Here is a 19,374-nt window from a genome sequence, read left to right as displayed (position 1 = left end):
TTATGAACAGATATTTAAAATATAGTTTAGTAGTTCTGGTAATTTTGATTATTGGATTTGCAATCTATTATTTTGCGACAAAGTCAGACAATCATTCCGAAAGTATAGCTCAAAACGAAGTGTACACCTGTTCTATGCACCCTCAAATTATTCGGGATAAACCCGGAAATTGCCCTATTTGCGGAATGGCTTTGGTAAAAAAAACAATTCAAAATCAGGTTATTGACAGTAATTCAATTGATGAACTTTTGAGACCTACCGATAATTTTATAGTGGGTAATTATCAAACCACAACCGCAAAAGATACCACCATTAGCAGTGAAATTAATTTACCCGGTCTGGTTGCTTACGACCCAAATTCTTCCGTAAATATTGCGGCAAGAATAAGTGGCAGGATAGAACGAATATACGTGAATTATAAATACAAAAAAGTCAGTAAAGGACAAAAACTATTTGATTTGTATAGTCCGGAATTACTGACAGAACAGCAAAATTTTATTTATTTAGTTTCCAATGATTCCGATAATGCATCAATTATTAAAGCGGCAAAGCAAAAATTATTGCTTTACGGAATGACAAATAATCAAATAAATGCACTGGCTTCCGCCAAAAGAGTAAATCCCGTAATTTCAATATACAGTCCAGCATCCGGAATCATTCAGGGAACCGAAAGCATGACCAAAAGCACTAATGCGACCATGCAAAATTCAGGTGCAACTACGGAAGCTTTAACCATTAAAGAAGGTGATTACATAAAGAAAAGTGAAATCGTTTTCAAATTAGTGAATACCGATAAAGTATGGGGCGTTTTTAATATTTTACAAGGATATAATAGCCTGATTAAAATCAATCAATCGATCAACATTTTCTCGGAGTTGAATGAAAACGAATCTATTTCGGCCAAAGTGAACTTTATCGAAACACAATTCAGCGCGACGGACAAATCCAATAGAATTAGGGTTTATTTGAATAACAATACGTTGAAATTACCCATCGGTTTACGATTACAAGGCATTGTAAAAACAAATCCGACGGAAGGGACTTGGATACAAAAACAAGCATTGGTAAGTATTGGAAACAAAAAAATAGTTTTCATGAAACTGGGCAATGGTTTTAAAGTAAGAGAAATAAAAACGGGAATTGAAGTGAATGATTTCATTCAAATTATAGACGGTATTTCCGTTGACGATACCATTGCTAAAAATGCACAATATTTAATTGATAGCGAAAGCTTTATAAAAACAGAATAGCCATGAAAGCATTAAAAAAAATCAGCATTCTATTTTTAATACTTACCGCGTTTATAGCTTGTAATACTAAAAACAAGGAAGACCATAGTACCCATCAAACAAAGGAAAGTCTTTTCTATACTTGCTCAATGGACCCACAAGTGAAGGAAGACAAGCCAGGGAAATGTCCTATTTGCCACATGGAATTGACTCCAATGAAAAATGATGAGTCGGCGGTTAACGAAATAGCTTTGAGCGCCCAACAAATTAAGCTTGGTAACATCACTACACAAACTATTGCAACAACGCAAAGTAGTTTAGAACAAGCTTATACGGGAGTTTTAACGATTAATCAAGAAAAAATAAAAACTATTTCAGCAAGAGCGATGGGACGAATTGAAAAATTATATTTTAAAAGCATAGGGGATTACATTAAGAAAAATGAACCCGTATATCTATTATATAGCGAAGATATTGCAATAGCCAAACAAGATTATTTTACAGCCTATAAACAGCTTTCCATGCCCGGTGATTTTGGAAAAAATGCTAAAACCATGCTAAATGTAACCAAACAGAAACTATTGTTCTTTGGTTTGTCCAACACCCAAATTGAAAGTATAAAAACGAGCAATGAAGTTTCTCCTTATACTACTTTCTACAGTACCTACAGTGGAACTATTTCGGAATTAATAGCCACCGAAGGCAGTTACATCATGGAAGGTTCCGGTATAATTAAACTGGCTGATTTGAATAGTCTTTGGCTTGAAACACAAGTAAATGTAAACTATTCGAAAAGCATGCACCTAGGGCAAAACGCCAAAGTTTCATTTATAGATTTTCCAGAAAAAACTGTAAACGCAAGAATTTCATTCATTAATCCGGAAATAAATCCGGATACCAGACTGCTTTTAATTCGTATGGAAGTCCCGAATCAAAACCTACTCTTAAAACCGGGGATGCAGGCAATTGCAAAATTGACACAATCCAATATAAAAGGGGTATTCATACCTACCGATGCTGTCATCAGGGAAGAAAATGCTTCTTATATCTGGACTGAAAAAAGATCAGGAGTATTTGAAAGTCTAATGGTGGAAACAGGAGCGGAAACCAATGGAATGATTGAAATTAAATCCGAAATGGATCCAACAAAAAAAGTAGTGATAACCGGAGCCTATGCCATAAACAGTGAATATAAATTCCGTAAAGGAAGTGACCCCATGGAAGGAATGAAAATGTAAAATAAAAATGCCACAACTAAGGTGTTGTTTATACCTGAAAGGGTATAAATTATGTGATTAAGACTTAATTTTCAATAATTCCTTTTATAATGGAAAATATTTTCTTTAAATAATATTTTACTGGAAAATAACAGCAATTAATACCCTTAAAATTCATTTTACTGGAAAAAAGTTGAGGTCTTCAAATTTCATAGGCTATCTATACTGGAAAATATTTTCCAAAAAGCCTATTATACTGGAAAATTAAATCTAATTTTGTATGTATAAAGCATTTATAATGGAAAATATTTTACCAATACAACTTCAAGAGGTTGTTTTTGCTTCAAGTGACACAGCAATAAGTAAACAAATTTCTAAACTGGAGAAAACAGGAAAAATTAGAAAAATTGCCCCACGTATTTATACATCAAATTTTACGGATACTGATGAGGTTATCATCAAACGAAATATCTTTACTATTCTTGGTAAATTATATCCGGGATCACTATTGAGTCATCGGTCTGCTTTAGAATTTAAACCCACTTCGGAAGGACACATTTTTGTAACGTATACCTATACTAAGAAAATAGAATTACCGGGCATAACTATACGCTTTCTTGAAGGTATGTTTCCAATTGAGGGAGATAATCCCTTTTCAGGAGAATTGTTTGTATCACAACAGGAAAGAGCATTATTAGAAAACTTGCAATCATCTCGTCAAATTGGCCCTACATCCAAAACGATAACGCTTCCCGAAATTGAAAACAAATTAGAACAGATTGTTCAGTCAAAAGGGGAAGAAGGTTTAAATCAATTTAGAGATAAAGCCAGAATAATAGCTGAAAAAACAGGAATGCAAAGTGAGTTTGAAAAATTAAACAAATTAATTAGTGCATTATTAACAACACAACCATCAAAAATACTAACATCACCACTTGCAGTAGCTAGGGCATTAGGAAATCCGTATGATAAATCTAGAGTAGAACTATTTGAAAAACTATTCATAGAATTAAAACAAAATGAATTTAAAAATTGTTCGGACAAAAATCTTGAGATAACTGCATTCCGGAATTTCTCATTTTTCGAAGCCTATTTTTCCAATTACATTGAAGGTACAATATTCGAAATAGAAGAAGCAAAAAGCATTATTCAAACCGAAACACCAATTCCAAATCGTGATGAAGATTCTCATGATATTTTAGGGACTTACAAATTAGTAAGCAATAAAAGAGAAATGAGTGTTACACCCGCAAACCATGATGAGTTGTTGCATATTTTGCAATACAGGCATAAAGTATTGCTAAGTGCTCGAACGTCTAAAAAACCTGGAGAATTTAAAGATAAAAACAACCGGGCTGGTGAAACGCATTTTGTTGACCATACTTTAGTTAGAGGAACAATAATCAAAGGATTTGATTATTACCAAGCACTCTCAGAACCCTTTTCAAAAGCAGCTTATATTATGTTTATGATAAGCGAAATACATCCTTTTTTAGACGGTAATGGTAGAATTGCTAGAGTAATGATGAATGCTGAATTAGTCAAAGCAGAACAAACAAGAATAATTATCCCAACTGTGTATCGAGATGATTATTTAGGTGCATTAAGACGTTTAACTCGCAATCAGGATCCAACAGTTTATATAAGAATGTTACAAAGAGCACAAGATTTTAGTGCAACAATTTTAGGAGACAATATGGAAACTATTGAAAAACATTTAGAATTGAGCAATGCTTTCAAAGAACACGACGAAGCCAAATTAAAAATAATTCAATAAATAATTTACCGCTATTTTAGTATGAGCGAAAGTAAAATAAAAGATGAAATCCTTAAATACTGCTTAATAGAGGGTATTCATGATAATTTTACCATAGCTACCGAAGTTATCAAAGATGTATTTCCTGAAATGACTAATCAAGAAATGCTATACTATATTTCAGAAATAGGAAAGCATCCTGAGATTAAAATTGACTATTTTGATCACAATGAAACGTATGTAATACAAGTTGATATTGCAACCAAAAAGTTTATTGAAAATGGAGGTTTTTCTAAAATAGAGGATATTGAAATCAAGAACGAGGCGAAGAAAATCAAAAAAGAAAAGTTTGAATTTGCATTAGCAGAATCAAATTTAGAAGCCAATAAATTAAACAAAAAGGCCGCAAAACAAAACCTCAAAAACGAGAGAAGTAATAAAATTACAACTTGGATTAACATCGCGCTTGGGGTAATAAATATTGGTTTATTAATTTGGCAAATAGCGAAAAAATAAAGCTATTCTAATTAAACAATATATCTATTTAAAATCACGGGCAATCAAGCGGTCTCTCTTCGGTCGTTCTCTTTGTTTCGTTCCTCATCTTCACACGTTCACTTCCTGCGTTCGGCAGGGCTACTACATCCACAATACCGCTTCATTCCGTTTCGCTCCGCAAGCTACGTTCCACTGCATTCCAGCAGTATTACGTCTGTCGCCCTTTATTTTTTCAGCGGTTGCTCCTTCGCACAGCCATCGGGGTTGGCTCCGTTAGCACTTTGCCCTAAATCAAGGAACGCCAAAGGCTGTCTTATATTTTTTTCCCGCCGTTTCACGCTCCTATCCCTTCTCTCCACTTCGTCCCGCGGAAAAGGCGGGGCTACGCTTCGTTCCCGGTCTAGGGTGGCTGTTCGATTGCCGCAACCCCGCCACTGCGCTCCTCGAAAAACAATAATTTCCGCTATCGCTACAATTATCATTTTCTGCGGTGCTTGGGGGTGTTTAATTGCCGTTTCCATAAGAACTCCCCAGAAAAAACTAAACAAGAACATCTGTCTTCGAAAAAAATAAATAAAAAAGAAAGTAAAGGTAAGTTCCGGTTTCTTAAAAAGTAAAGTTCAAGCCCTCCGGGTTTTTATTAAAATCTCCACCCTTCAACCTGAATTCATTTCAGGTTCTTTTTTATAAACCAATCTCCGATTCTTAACACGTTATCGATTATAAGTCGGGTAGTATTTTATTAAAAAAACGTGACTTTTTGAAACCTCCACTTTAGAGACGACTTTCTTTTTTTCTTTTTTCTTTTTTGAAAAATTTTAGGAAAGGCAGTCTCGACAGATTCAGTACTTCTAAAAACGGAAAAACAGAAGGAAAATTAACTTTTAAATTCCGAAGCCATGCTAAGTTTCATTATCAAAACCCATCAAAAAGACACTGTTTACAGAGGAAACCACATCTTTATTCTCAATAAAGGGATGAATAGTGGGAAACCTCAAAAAGAGCCATTTACGAATAGCTTTGTAATCCAATTTTCAAATCCAGAAGATACAGAAACAGTGTATTGGTTGGCTTATAGCCTTTGGAAAGCAAAATTCTGGCATCAATCCCTTTGCGGTTCCGTAATTCCCTTTTTACGTATCCATGATTTCAAAAAAGATTTTTCTCGTAAAATAGATGAAATGCTCTTAGAATTTGAGCAGCATCAAAAGGAAGTCAAAGCGTTGCGATTATTGGAACTCAAAGAGGAACAATTTCATCAAAACATAGCACTTATAAATGATATGAGAAGGGTTATTTTACATCGTTACTGCAAGAAATAATTTTAAAAACTTAAAACTAATATTTATGAAGCTATTTATTTTATACCAAACTGATATTTGGAAAAGCAAAGCATCAAGAGTTTGCTTTGGAGTATTCGACAGCAGAAATAAGGCAATTGACAGTGCAAAATACAATGGTCTATATTGTTCTTGTGCAGGAGTAGTAATCGAAGAAGTAATGCTAAACCAATTTGAGGAAAATTAATTTTTTGAAATAAAAAATGCCAAATCCAGTCAGAAGAGGTGTTTTACAGTTTAACCCAAAGATCACCACAACTTGCACTTTTCCAAAATCCCTAGATTAATAAGTATTAAACTTTTTTAAAATATTTAAGAATTTGCTTAAATAACAAAATGATTAATTATGTTTGTAACATAATAATCAATAGCATGCAAAATATGGACAATAATCAATCTTGTTTTAGGGCATTAGCAGATAAAATTCAAATCAATGAGTGCAAGAACAAACTGAGCACTAATAGTAATGCTTTTGGACAATTAAGTAGTTTATTAGCACTGGCAGGAAACGAAGTTCGTCTAAAAATCATGTTTCTTTTAGAAGAAGAAAGTGAACTCTGTCCTTGCGATCTAGCCGATATTTTAGAAATGAGCATTCCGGCTATCTCACAACATCTTCGTAAAATGAAAGATGGAAATATTATTGAGGCAAGACGTGCTGGCCAGACTATTTTTTATTCTCTTAAATCGGAACAATTACAATTACTTCGACCATTTTTTAAACTCATAACCGATAATCACTCAAAAAAAGAACTTGTATAAAAATGTATACAAAATCAACCATTACAAATCCAAATTGGGGATATAAGAAAGTAATACATAACCTTAAAAGACTGACAGTAAAATAAAATGATAAATAAATTAACTTCGAATATTGACAAATTAGGAACGGGTGGACTTTTTCTTACGGCAATTTTATCGCCTTGTTGCTTTCCGCTTTTTGCCTTTGGCGCTTCAGCACTTGGACTTGGAAGTTTTGAACTTTTCGGCGGGTGGTCAATGTGGATTTTTCAAACTATGGTCCTATTTTCAGTTGGGGGGCTTTACATCTCATATCGCAGACACCGTTGTATGTATCCATTAATGGTTGCTATCCCAAGTGGGCTTCTGATTTTTTATGCTTACCACTTTAATGATAGCAACAATTGGACATATTTTCTTTACGCAGGGATGTTTGGGCTCTTAATCGCGACAATTTGGAATTACCAGCGCAATAAACTCAACGGAACTTGCAATACTTGCACAACTTATAACGGAAAAACAGTAGAATTGCAATCAACAATAACTTGCCCAAACTGCGGACACAGAAAAACAGAAATGATGCCAACTGATGCTTGCGAATATTTTTACGAATGTGAAAAATGTAAAACAAGACTGAAACCATTAAAAGGTGACTGTTGTGTTTATTGTAGTTACGGGACAATTAAATGCCCACCAATTCAAGCAGGAGAAAATTGTTGCTAAATAAAAAAAGCCTGGTCTTACGGACTAGGCTTTCATTTTGTTTAACTCAAAGGTCACCACAACTTGAATTAAACTATTTTTTGTGCTTCTTGATGAAAAATTTGAGTGTCATTGATATTACAAAACTGACTATTGCACCAATCGCAGCTAATAAAACAGTTTTCAAAATATCTTCCGAATGTAAGTTCGGTAGTACACTCAAAAATGTGCCGCCAGCAGTACCAATTAATGCTGGATTACTGGATTGTATTAGCATCTTCGCTAATGGTGGTAATCTGGCTTACAGCCGATAGTATACCACCAGCAACAGCCAAATAACCTCCAATTGAACTAATAACAATAGGTAAAGCAACTGGTGCTGCTAGAATAGTTCCGCCAACAGCAGCCAATGCCAATCCTATATTTCGAAGCACTTTAAAAAATTTAGGAGTTGGAGCTTTTGCTCTTTTTACTATATTCATAATTTATTTACTTGTTTTTTAGCCTTGTCGTCCTGAGCGGAGTCGAAGGATTAAATTGAACAATTAATAGAACCTTTTCCTCTCGCTCCAAAGTTTTGTAAACTAAATTTTTTAACTTAACAAAAGCTTGTTTGGATTGAAGACCTAAACCAGGTCCGGAAAATTTCGTTACCGGAGCAATACAACCATTTAATTCTCTTTGAGCATTATTGGCAGGATGCAACAGGATAAAACTTCTGTTTTTTACATCAACCACCTCAATGTGCCATTGAAATTTCCGATTGTAACGCTTTTTTAATAAATATTTCCCTTCCGGAATGCAGGAAACCCTTTTCTCATTATTTATCCAGGGTAATTCAATTGTACAACAGATGAATTTGCCCTCATATTCGAGTTTTCCGTTAGTTCCATCAGGGAAATAAGTTCTGGATAGTATTAAAACCATCTTACAATCCACTAACTTGTACCAATGCTAATGGGTTATAAGAACCATTTTTCAAAGGATACATTCTACCATTTACCTCTTGATAAAACTCAACTCCAAGAGCTAAAAACAAAGGTTTTGTACTATTGGGAGTTACCGCATTCAAATGATTGATAGCTACAGTTGGAGTCATATCCCAGGGAAGAATTGCCGTTTCTGAATTTGTAGTAACGAAAACTTCCGCTTCAAAATCAATTTCAGCCCCTGCTGATATAATTTTGAAATGGGTAGTTCCACTTGGAGCTGCAATCATATTCGCAGGAATAAATGATGCCAAATCAACAGTGATTTCACCTGTAACACGATCAATTGCTCCCACAAACGGTCCAAATAAAGTAGTTCCTAATTTTCCACCGATATTGAACTCAAATCCTACAAGTAATTCTGCTTCACCATCAATTACATTACGTAAACCACGTTCGTTGGTTAAATCCGCTTGAATTACCTTAACCATAGTTTGAGTAAGTCGGCTCACCATTCTACTGTCAGCAGAATTCAAGAGCAAAGTTCGCAATGCAGTTCGCAAAGTTTTACCTGCCTTCCCTGCTCTACCAAATTCAGAACCATTTTCGCGTGTTCTCTGGAACGCTGGATCGTTTGCAATTCTGCTGGCATCGATTCCTCCTTTTTCACGTGCTAAATGACCATCTTTGGTTTTGTAAAAAGTAATATCCCCGATAGTACCTTTCAATTTAATTATGCCCTTCTGTCTTGCCATAATTACTAAATTTAGATTAAATTATTACTTAAAACTCTTTCAATCATCATCTGTTGCAACACCTTTCGATTGATTATGAAGCAAATTTTAGCCAATTAAACCACATAAAAAAGACTCCCCTATTCAATATGTCACTTTGTGACACAAATGGCAGAAATCGACATAAATACCCATTTACACCCATCATAAATGGAAACAAATCGTCGCTTCTGAACGAAAGGAATTATTTACTATTTTTATTGAGTGCAAGAACTTGGATCATAAGGGTTTCAAGTAAGGCAAAGCCCAATCAAAGCTATATATAGAGTATGAGAACCGAAAACAAGAGATTATGTATCTACCCAAAAGATATACAACGCATAACTGGAAAGAGTTATCGTCAAAGCATTAGACTACTACAAAAAATAAGAAAGGAGCTCAATAAGCTCCAAAATGAGTTTGTATCTATTGAGGAATTTTGCCAATATACTAGCCTAAAAATTGAACAAGTTGAACCTTTGATAATTGGATAGAATTTATGTTTTAGGCAACTAAATTTTGAACCGATTCCAGTTCAATAATATTACTCGACCAGTTCAAATTTTAAACAATGAAAGACCTTTTTTTACTTTGATAAACCTTTAATTATCACTATATTTACAGCGATAAGATTACATGATTTTTTACCTATAAATTGTAGGAGTAAAATCGAGACCCTTGTTTTAAAATAGTTTGCGAAACACCGTAAACACTGACATAAGTAGAGTGATACAAATCCCTCTTTCTCCGCGGATTGTTAAACAATCTTTATAAATACCCACTAAATCGTACGATTTAGTGGGTTTTTCGCTTTTATCTCATTCCAGATTATTCAAATAATCGCATAACTAAAGTGTCTTTATCGGTGTCTCTAAAAATTGTCATTTTACAGACACCGAATTTATCGAAAAGACTTGCACTAATTCAAGAAGAAGCATATAAAAAAAGCGCTATAGTAAAAACTATAGCGCTTAAAAAAATATTTAACAATAGATCCTTTAAATTAATACCCAGGATTTTGCATTGCTTGTTTTTCAGTAGCCGACAATGGTTTTCCACTTGCATATATTGCATCTAGGAAAGTTTGTGGAATAGGACGAAGGGTATGAAAATCTTGAACATTTGGAGCTGCTTCAATATTATAAGCCTTCGCTCTGGCTACCAAAGTTTTAGTTCTACTTAAGTCTTCCCAACGGTGAAACTCTCCGCAAAGCTCTCTAGTACGCTCATTTAATATCAAGCAAAGCATACGGTCGTAATCGCTAGAGTACCCTAGTTTTGTAATTACAGCCTGATCCGCTGCAGGCAAGGCACTAATACTGGAAATGGTTAAATCTGTTGATGCAGTCGTAACAGAAATGTTGTTCGATTCATAATACGAGTTTTCAGTCATAAATGAACTGGCTCTTCCTCCTTGAACAGCTACTGACCAAGCGGCTGAACCATCGGTATAAGCAGCACGATCTTCTCCTGATTTATACGCTGAACGGTTACGTACAATATTGATATAGGATAAAGCATCTGCAAAAGAACCAGATCCTGCTTTTGCCAAACGCACTTTTGCTTCAGCAGCCATTAAATAAGTTTCAGCAGATCGGGCTAATACAATATCACGACTTCCTTTGATACTATTAAAATCAATTCTTGAGCCATCCATGTGCTTACTTAATGATGGAAATCTTACATCAGCCATTAATCCAAAATTGTCTGCTGCATAGGCTACAAATACACTTGGAATTGTTTTTCCAGTTTTTGAATAGATTATAGTACCATTATTTCTAGTTTTAGCAAATCGAGTGTCTGTAGGACTATTCATAATGTACATGATACCTAAATCACCATTAACATAATAAGTTCCTGATTTATTATTGACGATACTTTTTGTTTGAAAACTTTTCCAAAAACGGGAATCGTTTACTTTATCAAATACATCATAAGTAAAATAAGTTGGTGCCAAACGGCTAAATGGTCTTCCTCCTGCTGTATTACGTATCATTTGAGGTAATTGATCATAAGTAGAAATAAAGTATAGGTGTTGTTGATTACCTCCAGTAGTTAACTGATTGGAGTTAAAGTCAGCCGATAGAATTAATTCGGGTAGCTTTTCATTAGCGCCATTTGCAGCTTTAAAGTCCCATAAATTAACATAGTTTGGTGCTAATGGATGGTTTGCAATCACTTCGTTAGACAAGCTTACCACTTGTTGTAAATCAGCAGTTTTTGTAGCTGAGTTCCAGGTGTCATTAATTTCGCTGGCACGGGTTAAATAGGTTTTTGCTAAATAATGGGCAGCAGCATCTTTAGTAATTTTATTTGGCCCACCAGTATTGCTTAATAAGTTATAGGCCTGAGTAAAATCAGCTATAACTTGTGTCAATACTTCTTGAGGAGTCGCTCTGGTGAATTCTAATTCTACCGAGTTGCTAACATCTAGTTTTAGTGGTACACCTCCATACTGTTTTTCCAATTTCAAATAGTTATAAGCTCTCATGAAGTACCCTTCCCCTAATGCTATTTTTTTGATTGCATCGTTAGTGGAAACAATTGCTGTAGCTGATTCAATTAATTGATTCGCATTACCAATACCAATATATAAATTGTCCCAATTCGTGTTAGCAGCAACAGTATTAGCATTAGATACGGTTACAAATGATCCAAATCCAGCAGCATATGAATTCCATAAGTTATTTGAAGGATCCCCACCAATGTGAAATTCATCTGTACCTGATTGATTTGCTGTAAGAGGAACCTCTCGATTCATGTCTAAGGCAAAAATTTGGTAATAAGTTCCAACAGACAAAGCTTGAATTCCTTCTTCAGTTTTGTAATGTTCTTTACTATATGCAGTAGTTAATTCTTCGTCCAGGAAATCTTGGTTACAGGAGGTACTAAGACCCAATGTAGCTACTAGCATTAAGTTAATGTATAGTGCTTTATAATTTTTCATAATTTATTTTTTTAAAATTTATCTTAGAATTGAACATTTAACCCTAATGAAAATCCTCTGTTAGAAGCGGTAGTTTGTGTATCAAGATCCATCCATTTGACTTTAGAGAAAATCATAGCTGGATTACTTGCTTGAACATAGAATCTCATTTTAGAAACACCAATTTGCTTTGCCAATTCTTCTGTAAAGCTGTACCCTAAAGAGATGTTTCTTATTTTTAAGAAAGAACCGTTTTTGTAACCTAGAATTGGATTAAATAGATCGCCTGTGCCTGCTGAAAAGATTGGTTTTTGGTATTCAGCATCGGTGTTGTTGTCTGTATAATAGTCAAGTTGTCTTTGGCTCGTTTTTCCACTTAAGTTTTCTCCCCCAACATTGTATAAGTACCCCATACGTCCATATACAAAGAAAGATAATTCAATATTTTTGTAACTAAAAGTATTAGTTAATCCTGTTATAAATTTTGGTTCAGTACTACCAATTATCACACGGTCATTATTGGCATCAATCTTATAATCCCCGTTTTGATCTACCGGTCTGGCATTTCCAAATGTAAACACAGGAGTAGCTGAAAACGCATTGAATTTTGCCATTTCTACAGCATCCTCCGGTTTCCAAATTCCGTTCGATTCAAAACCATAAATGATACCTTGAGGCTGACCAATAAATTGATTATTATTTATATCATCAAATTTACCATTTTGTAATTCAACGATTTTGCTTTTTTGCCATGAAGCACTTAAGCTAGAACTCCATTCGAAATCGGCTGTTTTTACATTTACCGTGTTTAAGGTAAGTTCAACACCATTCCCCTCTGTTTTTCCTACATTTTCAAGAGTAGTTAAAAAACCTGTAACTGATGGAATACTTCTGCTTAATAATAAATCATTAGTTGTACTAGTATAATATTCTAAACTTCCTGAAATTCTGCTATTAAATAATCCGAAATCGAGACCATAGTTAAATTGAGTAGTTTTTTCCCAACCTAACCCAAGGTTACCCAACTTTGAATTGTTTACAAGACCGGATGATGTTGAGTATAGTACTTGTGCTAATGGTGGTTGAGTTTCATAAGCAGGTACAGCTGCGTTACCGGTAACCCCATAACCTACTCTTAATTTCAATTGGTTTAACCAAGTTGTATTTTGTAAAAATTCTTCTTTGTCTAAACGCCATGCTAATGAGGTACTTGGAAAAAAGTCTCTTCTGTTTAATTTAGCTAATTGCGAAGCAGAATCATAACGTCCTGAAGCTGTAAGCAAATATTTATCGTCATAACTATAGTTTATTCTACCCATGTAAGAGAATAATCCCGTTTCTGTAATATTGGAAGAATAGCCAGCTAGAGCTACATTTGTTGTAGTCAAAGCATTCCATTTATTATTAACATTTTTAATATCATTGGCAGACATGGCACTTTCTTCATTAGAGTATTGTGTTTGACTTTGTAATAAGGTCAAACCAAAATCGTGTTTACCAATTGTTTTGTTATACAAAATCAAATTATCTAAAGTATACGAAATAGTTTGATCTTTTGCTAAAGAAGCAAAGCTTGTCCCTGAACGAGCAGAAGATAATCCATTTAAAAACACTCCATTACGGTAAGAAGTAATATCCGGACCAAAATTCACACGGTATTTTAAACCTTTCAGTTTTGGAGAAAATCCGCCAAAATCCAATTGAGCATAGAAACTACCAAAAGCACGTAAAGTTAAACGTTGGTCTTGAGAGTATTTGTGCTCGTCATAAACGTTTCTGATAGTAGAGTCCCCTCCTGGGTTTTGTATTCTTTGTCCATTTAGATCAAAAGGTACAGCATAAGGAAGGTTTTGTCTTGCCGTTTGATAAATCCCTCCAGAAGTTGCTACCGCAGATCTTCCTACAGTTGATTGCCCATATTCATTTAAACCATAACTCGTATTAAGATTAGCCCCCATAGAGAACCATTCAGTTGGTGTAATATCAACATTTGCAATACCATTGTAACGTTTATAACTTTGCCCTTTTAGCGTTCCTGTATTGTCCATATATCCAAATGAACCGTAGGCTTTCACTTTTTCAGAACCGCCACTAACACTTAAAGTGTGCTGTTGCGTAATTCCAGTTTGAGTAACAAATTTAGTCCAATCGGTTGTGCTAACTTTTGAACCATCCCAAGTTCCTCCAGCCCATCCTTTTTCGATATTAGCCCATGCAGCTGGATCAGCAGTATCTAAAAATATGTTTCTATCATTGGCAATTGTTGGAGCATCTCCTTTTGGGAAAGCAGCTGTATTAGAATAATATCTAGACCAACGACGCAATTCAATGTATTCTCCAGCATTCATCATTGGAGCGTTTTCATGAATCGTTTCTGTGGTAAGTGCAGTGTCATAATTTAGAGTGAATTTTCCGTTTTTACCTTTTTTTGTTGATACAATGATAACCCCATTAGCTCCACGAGAACCATAAATAGCTGTGGCAGAAGCATCCTTTAATACATCGATTGACTCTATATCGTTAGGGTTTAAAAAATCAATACCTCCTGAATTCAAAGGAATTCCATCCACTACATAAAGAGGGGAATTGGAAGCTGAAATAGAACGCGCTCCACGAATTCTAATACTACCCACAGTACCAGGACGTTCGTTAGATGATATATCTACCCCGGCCGCTTTTCCTTGCATGGCTTGCACCGCATTTTGTACAGGTCTAGAAGCAATTTCTTCAGCACCTACACTTACAATAGAACCAGTAAGATCTTTTTTCTTCTTTACACCGTAACCTACAACAACAACTTCATCTAATGTTGCGCTTTCAGATTCTAAAGTAATATTATAGGAGCTTGCAGCACCTATTTTTTGCTCTTTTGCTTTAAAACCTATATAAGAAAAAACTAACGTAGCTCCTTCTGGAACTGCAATGCTGTATTTACCATCAAAATCGGTACTTACTCCTTTTTGGGTTCCTTTTATAAGAACGTTTACTCCTGGTATAGGGAATTTTGAGGCGTCGCTTATTACCCCCGTAATTGTTTTTCCTTGAGCATAACCAGAAGTGTATAATAATACACATATGATGGTGCTCATCAAAATTTTAAGTTTGTTTTTCATGAAATAGTATTTAGTTTAGTTAATATTCAAAAAATTGTTTTTGACAAAACAGCTGATAATCTAGTGTTGCCTAATTTGTACATGTACTCTTTAGCATATTATAGAAAAAAATGCTTAATTAGTTTTGATTTTCTATGCCTAATGTCGTTTCGTGTAATCGATTACATCTATGTATCGTTTTTAAATAAATGTAATCGATTACACAAAACTAAATAATAATTTTCAATTCACCAAAGCAAAATCAATTAAATTATTATAAATACAAAAAAAACCAGAAAAAAAAACACTTCTAATAAAAATCCTGAACCCATTGATAACATTAATTAAAATAGGCAATCAATAAAAAAGTATCATTAAGCTTATCAAAAAGATAAATTTTGTTTTTCATACAGATTTAATTACTTAATTATTCAAATCTATTTATAGGATACCCTATATTTATCCTGTACTATCCTGCTTATTTTCAATATTTTATGATTTTTTGTTAAATTGACTTTTATTTTTTATGTAATCGATTGCAATTCAATATTTTGAATTTTTAACGTAATATTTTGTATTTATACTAATTTATTATTTGTAAAAATGACAATTATACAATTTTTAAGGTTTTTGTGTGAAATTTAGGAATCTGAAATGCTAAAAAAATCCAGGAAGTATCTAGAAAGATAAAATTACGATGCAATTTGTCGTTTTTATGTTATTTAAAAAATAAATCATGATGAACTTTGCTATTCTCACACTAAAAAAAAATAAATTAACTGAAAAGTTTTTCATTTTAAACAATACCAAAATTTCATGACTATTACTTTAGATAAATTTAAACATTAAAATAGAATACAGATTAAACGGATTTTTAATTTTTTTTTGATTATCACATAAAAAAAATAACATGATTTGGAAATTTCAGGATGCGACTTTTTAATTACAATAGAAAAGAACAAATTTAAATGGGTTAATTTGTTCGATTAGCGTTATCTGTGTTCTATTTTCAGTTGCGTCAAGACGGTATATGGCTAGTGCTCTTTAAAACTAATGCGTTTTAAATAAGAGTAATTAAAAAGGGAAAAATGAATGGATTCGTTTGGATTGAACGACATTGATAATTCTATATTAGAAAACACAGGATGCAACAGGATAGCATTTCTGAAGAGAGATTCTATTTTTACTTTATTTTTTTTATTTAAACAACAAATAAGAATTCTTAAATGCACAGATCGCTCATGCCAAGGATGATAGTTGGTTTCCACAAAATCGGTTAACATGAAAAATCACAATTATAAATTAGAACCTAATGTACATTTTTCTCCAGACGGAAAATTGATTATTTTTAGGGCAAATTTTGAAGGGAATTACCAAGTCTATGCCCTAGCAATTGATAAAGTTAAACAATAATATATGTCCATGAAATTCAAACAATATTACATCCTTATTGCAATAGGGATTCTTTTTTCGCATGAGTCTTCTGCTCAAACAACAGCAGTTTCGCCATGGCCAAAAATAACAAATACCAATCAGCCATGGGCCCGTTGGTGGTGGATGGGAAGCGCCGTTGACAAGCCTAATCTTAAAAAAAATCTAATCGATTTACATAAGGCGGGTATTGGCGGTGTAGAAATAACCCCTATTTATGGCGTAAAAGGCGAAGAAGGAAATTTTATTGATTACCTCTCCCCAAAATGGATGGAAATGCTGGATTATACAATTCATATTGCTGATAGTACTGGCATGCAAGTTGACATGGTTTTAGGAACAGGATGGCCTTACGGAGGTTCTCAAGTAACCTTACCTTATGCAGCCACAAAATTAGTGGTAGAAAAATATAGCGTAAAAAAGGGAGCAAAAATCATTCAAGAAATCAAACCTGACAGTACAAAAGAAAAAGTACCAGCACAACTTTTAAATGTAGTGGGTTATGGTGCTGATGGTACTTATATAGACCTGACGGATAAATTGGACGGAACACTCTTAAAATGGAAAGCAAAAAAAACAGATTATACGCTATATGCCGTTTTTAGCGGAAAAACAGGACAGCAGGTGAAACGCGCAGCGCCAGGAGGAAAAGGCTATACTTTAGATCATTATTCAGAGGAAGCTCTTAACGCTTATGTTGTTCCTTTTGATAAAGCTTTTAAGGGGCGTGAAGCAAAAATTCGATCCATTTTTAACGATAGCTATGAAGTGTATGGCACTGATTTTACGCCTCTATTCTTAAAGGAATTTGAAAACAGAAGAGGGTATGATCTTAAAAAACAACTTCCAAAACTATTGAGCAAAACGGATAATGAAACAGATAACCGAATTAAAAGCGATTATCGCGAAACCCTTTCCGATTTGTTATTGAACCGTTTTGATAAACCATGGACCAATTGGGCGCATTCCAAAAATTTTAAAACAAAACTTCAGGCTCATGGATCTCCAGGAAATCTGATTGATTTATACGCTTCTGCAGATATTCCAGAATGTGAAACTTTCGGTTCAATGCCATTTGATATTGCTGGTTTAAGACGAGAAAAACAAGACATTCGTGAAGGTGATGCTGATCCTATTATGCTTAAATTTTCTTCCTCGGCTGCGCATATTTCAGGAAAACCATTAGTTTCTTCAGAGACTTTTACCTGGTTGCGAGACCATTTCAAAATAGCATTGTCACAATGTAAGCCAGAAGCAGAGGAATTACTGCTCAATGGAATCAATCATATATTTCTTCATGGTTCTACTTATTCCCCAGAAAGAGCAAAATGGCCAGGATGGAAGTTTTATGCTTCTGCAAATTTTAATGCAACCGACCCTACTTGGGAGGATGCTCCTGCCCTATTTTCTTATATCGCCAGTTGTCAGTCCATGTTGCAACTGGGAAAATCAGACAATGAAACCTTATTGTATTATCCAATTTATGATACTTGGAACAAGTACCAAGGCGGAACTTTATTTTTTGAGTTTAAAATACACTCCCTTGCAGAATGGTTAAAGGGAACTTCTTTTTATGATACGACTCAAAACCTAATGAAAAATGGCTTTGGAGTAGATTTTGTTTCGGATAATTTCATTTCTCAGGCTCAGGTTAAAGACGGAAAAATAGTTTTACCGGGAGGAACTTTTAAATCCCTGATTGTTCCTACCTGCGATAAAATGCCAATGGCAACTTTAGAAAAATTAATAGCCTTGAAAAAAGCCGGAGGAGCAATTATTTTTCAAGGGCTTCCAACATCAGTTCCCGGTTATTATGAATATGAAAACCAGAACAAAAAATTAGCCGCTTTAATGGAAGAAAATAAAAAAAGCATTCAACCTGTTGCTGACCTATTCAAAGCATTAAATGAAGCACAAGTATATCCGGAAACTCTAGTTAACACGGGTTTAAAATACATCCGAAGAACTATTGACGGAGAAAAAATATACTATTTGGTTAATCATACTGCTAAGGCAATCGATGGATTTATTCCGTTAAAAATTGGCAACAAGGAAGTGGTAATTTTTGATCCGTTAACCAAAGAATATGGTAATGCTATTGTTCAAAAAACATCAGATGCAACATTGGTTAAGCTTCACCTTGAATCCGGACAATCTTTTATACTTAAAACGGAAGATAAAGCTTCACAGCAGGAATGGAAATATTATCAAAAAACAGCCGATGCCATTGCCTTAAAAGGCAATTGGGAATTGTCTTTTGATAAAGGAGGACCTAAATTACCTTCGAAAACCAAAGTTTCTACTTTAGAGTCGTGGACAAAATTAAGTCCTGAAGCCGAAGCCTTTTCTGGAACAGCAACCTATACGTTACAATTTGATGCTCCAAATACAACAGCGGACAATTGGAATTTGAATCTTGGCGATGTACGCGAAAGTGCCAAAGTATGGTTGAATGGTTCGTACATTGGGACTGCTTGGTCGGCTCCTTTTACAATTAATTTGGGAAAACTAAAAAAAGGAAAAAACACATTGACCGTGCAAGTCACCAATCTGGGAGCTAACAGGGTAAGAGCTATGGAACTCAAAGGAGAAGAATGGAAGATTTTTTACGAAATAAATATGGTAGATAAAGATTATAAAAAATTTGATGCCACTAAATGGGATCCTACTCCATCAGGGTTATTAGGTCCGGTTACTATTACACCCTTAAAACAAAACAACTAATTATTAAATAACGATA

The 19,374-nt window shown here is 34.3% G+C and carries 15 protein-coding genes and 1 pseudogene; 11 read left to right on the top strand and 5 right to left on the bottom strand.

Going from position 1 to position 19,374, the window contains the following annotated elements; genetic code table 11:
• Positions 1–2 precede the first annotated feature (2 nt).
• From ACNQGG_RS08950 to ACNQGG_RS08910, 9 genes and pseudogenes are all read left to right on the top strand, one after another.
• The gene (locus ACNQGG_RS08950) at positions 3–1,250 is read left to right on the top strand and encodes a heavy metal-binding domain-containing protein (RefSeq protein WP_417963152.1); all 1,248 of its coding nucleotides are present in this window, start codon (positions 3–5) and stop codon (positions 1,248–1,250) included.
• A gap of 2 nt (positions 1,251–1,252) precedes the next feature.
• Positions 1,253–2,467: an efflux RND transporter periplasmic adaptor subunit gene (locus ACNQGG_RS08945; RefSeq protein ID WP_417963150.1), complete on the top strand. Its 1,215-nt coding sequence runs from the start codon at positions 1,253–1,255 to the stop codon at positions 2,465–2,467.
• Between the two features lie 277 nt (positions 2,468–2,744).
• Positions 2,745–4,223 (top strand): Fic family protein, encoded by a 1,479-nt coding sequence (locus ACNQGG_RS08940; protein WP_416858092.1) that lies wholly within the window; start codon positions 2,745–2,747, stop codon positions 4,221–4,223.
• 21 nt (positions 4,224–4,244) lie between these two features.
• Complete coding sequence (locus tag ACNQGG_RS08935; RefSeq protein WP_416858091.1) at positions 4,245–4,718, top strand: hypothetical protein; 474 nt, start codon at positions 4,245–4,247, stop codon at positions 4,716–4,718.
• A gap of 881 nt (positions 4,719–5,599) precedes the next feature.
• Complete coding sequence (locus tag ACNQGG_RS08930) at positions 5,600–6,022, top strand: DUF6943 family protein (protein WP_417963147.1); 423 nt, start codon at positions 5,600–5,602, stop codon at positions 6,020–6,022.
• 25 nt (positions 6,023–6,047) lie between these two features.
• Positions 6,048–6,227 (top strand): hypothetical protein, encoded by a 180-nt coding sequence (locus ACNQGG_RS08925; protein WP_417963145.1) that lies wholly within the window; start codon positions 6,048–6,050, stop codon positions 6,225–6,227.
• Between the two features lie 194 nt (positions 6,228–6,421).
• Positions 6,422–6,802 carry an ArsR/SmtB family transcription factor gene (locus ACNQGG_RS08920; RefSeq protein WP_417963278.1) on the top strand — a complete coding sequence of 127 codons (381 nt, stop codon included), beginning with the start codon at positions 6,422–6,424 and terminating at the stop codon, positions 6,800–6,802.
• Positions 6,803–6,889: 87 nt separating this feature from the next.
• Positions 6,890–7,234 (top strand): annotated as a pseudogene (locus tag ACNQGG_RS08915) (MerC domain-containing protein); the annotation flags it as partial.
• 75 nt (positions 7,235–7,309) lie between these two features.
• Positions 7,310–7,504: a GDCCVxC domain-containing (seleno)protein gene (locus ACNQGG_RS08910; protein WP_417963277.1), complete on the top strand. Its 195-nt coding sequence runs from the start codon at positions 7,310–7,312 to the stop codon at positions 7,502–7,504.
• A 236-nt stretch (positions 7,505–7,740) separates the two neighbouring features.
• Here the strand turns inward: ACNQGG_RS08910 and ACNQGG_RS08905 are convergent, their stop codons facing one another.
• From ACNQGG_RS08905 to ACNQGG_RS08885, 5 genes are all read right to left on the bottom strand, one after another.
• On the bottom strand, positions 7,741–7,965 hold the full coding sequence (locus ACNQGG_RS08905; protein ID WP_417963144.1) for a hypothetical protein: 225 nt from the start codon (positions 7,963–7,965) through the stop codon (positions 7,741–7,743).
• A gap of 7 nt (positions 7,966–7,972) precedes the next feature.
• Entirely contained in the window at positions 7,973–8,410 is a 438-nt protein-coding gene (locus ACNQGG_RS08900) for a DUF5675 family protein (RefSeq protein WP_417963142.1), read from the bottom strand.
• A gap of 1 nt (position 8,411) precedes the next feature.
• A complete protein-coding gene (locus ACNQGG_RS08895; RefSeq protein WP_417963140.1) occupies positions 8,412–9,167 on the bottom strand; it encodes a hypothetical protein in 756 nt (251 codons plus the stop codon).
• Positions 9,168–10,188: 1,021 nt separating this feature from the next.
• Positions 10,189–12,132 carry a RagB/SusD family nutrient uptake outer membrane protein gene (locus ACNQGG_RS08890; RefSeq protein ID WP_417963138.1) on the bottom strand — a complete coding sequence of 648 codons (1,944 nt, stop codon included), beginning with the start codon at positions 12,130–12,132 and terminating at the stop codon, positions 10,189–10,191.
• Positions 12,133–12,155: 23 nt separating this feature from the next.
• Positions 12,156–15,224, bottom strand: a complete 3,069-nt coding sequence (locus tag ACNQGG_RS08885) for a SusC/RagA family TonB-linked outer membrane protein (protein ID WP_417963136.1) — start codon at positions 15,222–15,224, stop codon at positions 12,156–12,158.
• A 1,260-nt stretch (positions 15,225–16,484) separates the two neighbouring features.
• Here ACNQGG_RS08885 and ACNQGG_RS08880 point away from each other — a divergent pair.
• Both ACNQGG_RS08880 and ACNQGG_RS08875 read left to right on the top strand, forming a co-directional pair.
• The gene (locus tag ACNQGG_RS08880) at positions 16,485–16,616 is read left to right on the top strand and encodes a hypothetical protein (RefSeq protein ID WP_417963134.1); all 132 of its coding nucleotides are present in this window, start codon (positions 16,485–16,487) and stop codon (positions 16,614–16,616) included.
• 9 nt (positions 16,617–16,625) lie between these two features.
• Entirely contained in the window at positions 16,626–19,358 is a 2,733-nt protein-coding gene (locus ACNQGG_RS08875) for a glycosyl hydrolase (protein WP_417963132.1), read from the top strand.
• Positions 19,359–19,374 lie beyond the last annotated feature (16 nt).

The sequence above is a fragment of the Flavobacterium esculini genome, from assembly GCF_048284325.1.
In the GTDB taxonomy this organism is placed as follows: Bacteria; Bacteroidota; Bacteroidia; order Flavobacteriales; family Flavobacteriaceae; genus Flavobacterium.
This window is presented reverse-complemented; position numbering and strand designations above follow the sequence as displayed.

Coding starts and splice junctions, on each gene's coding strand:
- ACNQGG_RS08950 (WP_417963152.1), top strand. CDS start 3: ATGAACAGATATTTAAAATATAGTTTAGTAGTTCTGGTAATTTTGATT.
- ACNQGG_RS08945 (WP_417963150.1), top strand. CDS start 1,253: ATGAAAGCATTAAAAAAAATCAGCATTCTATTTTTAATACTTACCGCG.
- ACNQGG_RS08940 (WP_416858092.1), top strand. CDS start 2,745: ATGGAAAATATTTTACCAATACAACTTCAAGAGGTTGTTTTTGCTTCA.
- ACNQGG_RS08935 (WP_416858091.1), top strand. CDS start 4,245: ATGAGCGAAAGTAAAATAAAAGATGAAATCCTTAAATACTGCTTAATA.
- ACNQGG_RS08930 (WP_417963147.1), top strand. CDS start 5,600: ATGCTAAGTTTCATTATCAAAACCCATCAAAAAGACACTGTTTACAGA.
- ACNQGG_RS08925 (WP_417963145.1), top strand. CDS start 6,048: ATGAAGCTATTTATTTTATACCAAACTGATATTTGGAAAAGCAAAGCA.
- ACNQGG_RS08920 (WP_417963278.1), top strand. CDS start 6,422: ATGGACAATAATCAATCTTGTTTTAGGGCATTAGCAGATAAAATTCAA.
- ACNQGG_RS08905 (WP_417963144.1), bottom strand. CDS start 7,965: ATGAATATAGTAAAAAGAGCAAAAGCTCCAACTCCTAAATTTTTTAAA.
- ACNQGG_RS08900 (WP_417963142.1), bottom strand. CDS start 8,410: ATGGTTTTAATACTATCCAGAACTTATTTCCCTGATGGAACTAACGGA.
- ACNQGG_RS08895 (WP_417963140.1), bottom strand. CDS start 9,167: ATGGCAAGACAGAAGGGCATAATTAAATTGAAAGGTACTATCGGGGAT.
- ACNQGG_RS08890 (WP_417963138.1), bottom strand. CDS start 12,132: ATGAAAAATTATAAAGCACTATACATTAACTTAATGCTAGTAGCTACA.
- ACNQGG_RS08885 (WP_417963136.1), bottom strand. CDS start 15,224: ATGAAAAACAAACTTAAAATTTTGATGAGCACCATCATATGTGTATTA.
- ACNQGG_RS08880 (WP_417963134.1), top strand. CDS start 16,485: ATGAAAAATCACAATTATAAATTAGAACCTAATGTACATTTTTCTCCA.
- ACNQGG_RS08875 (WP_417963132.1), top strand. CDS start 16,626: ATGAAATTCAAACAATATTACATCCTTATTGCAATAGGGATTCTTTTT.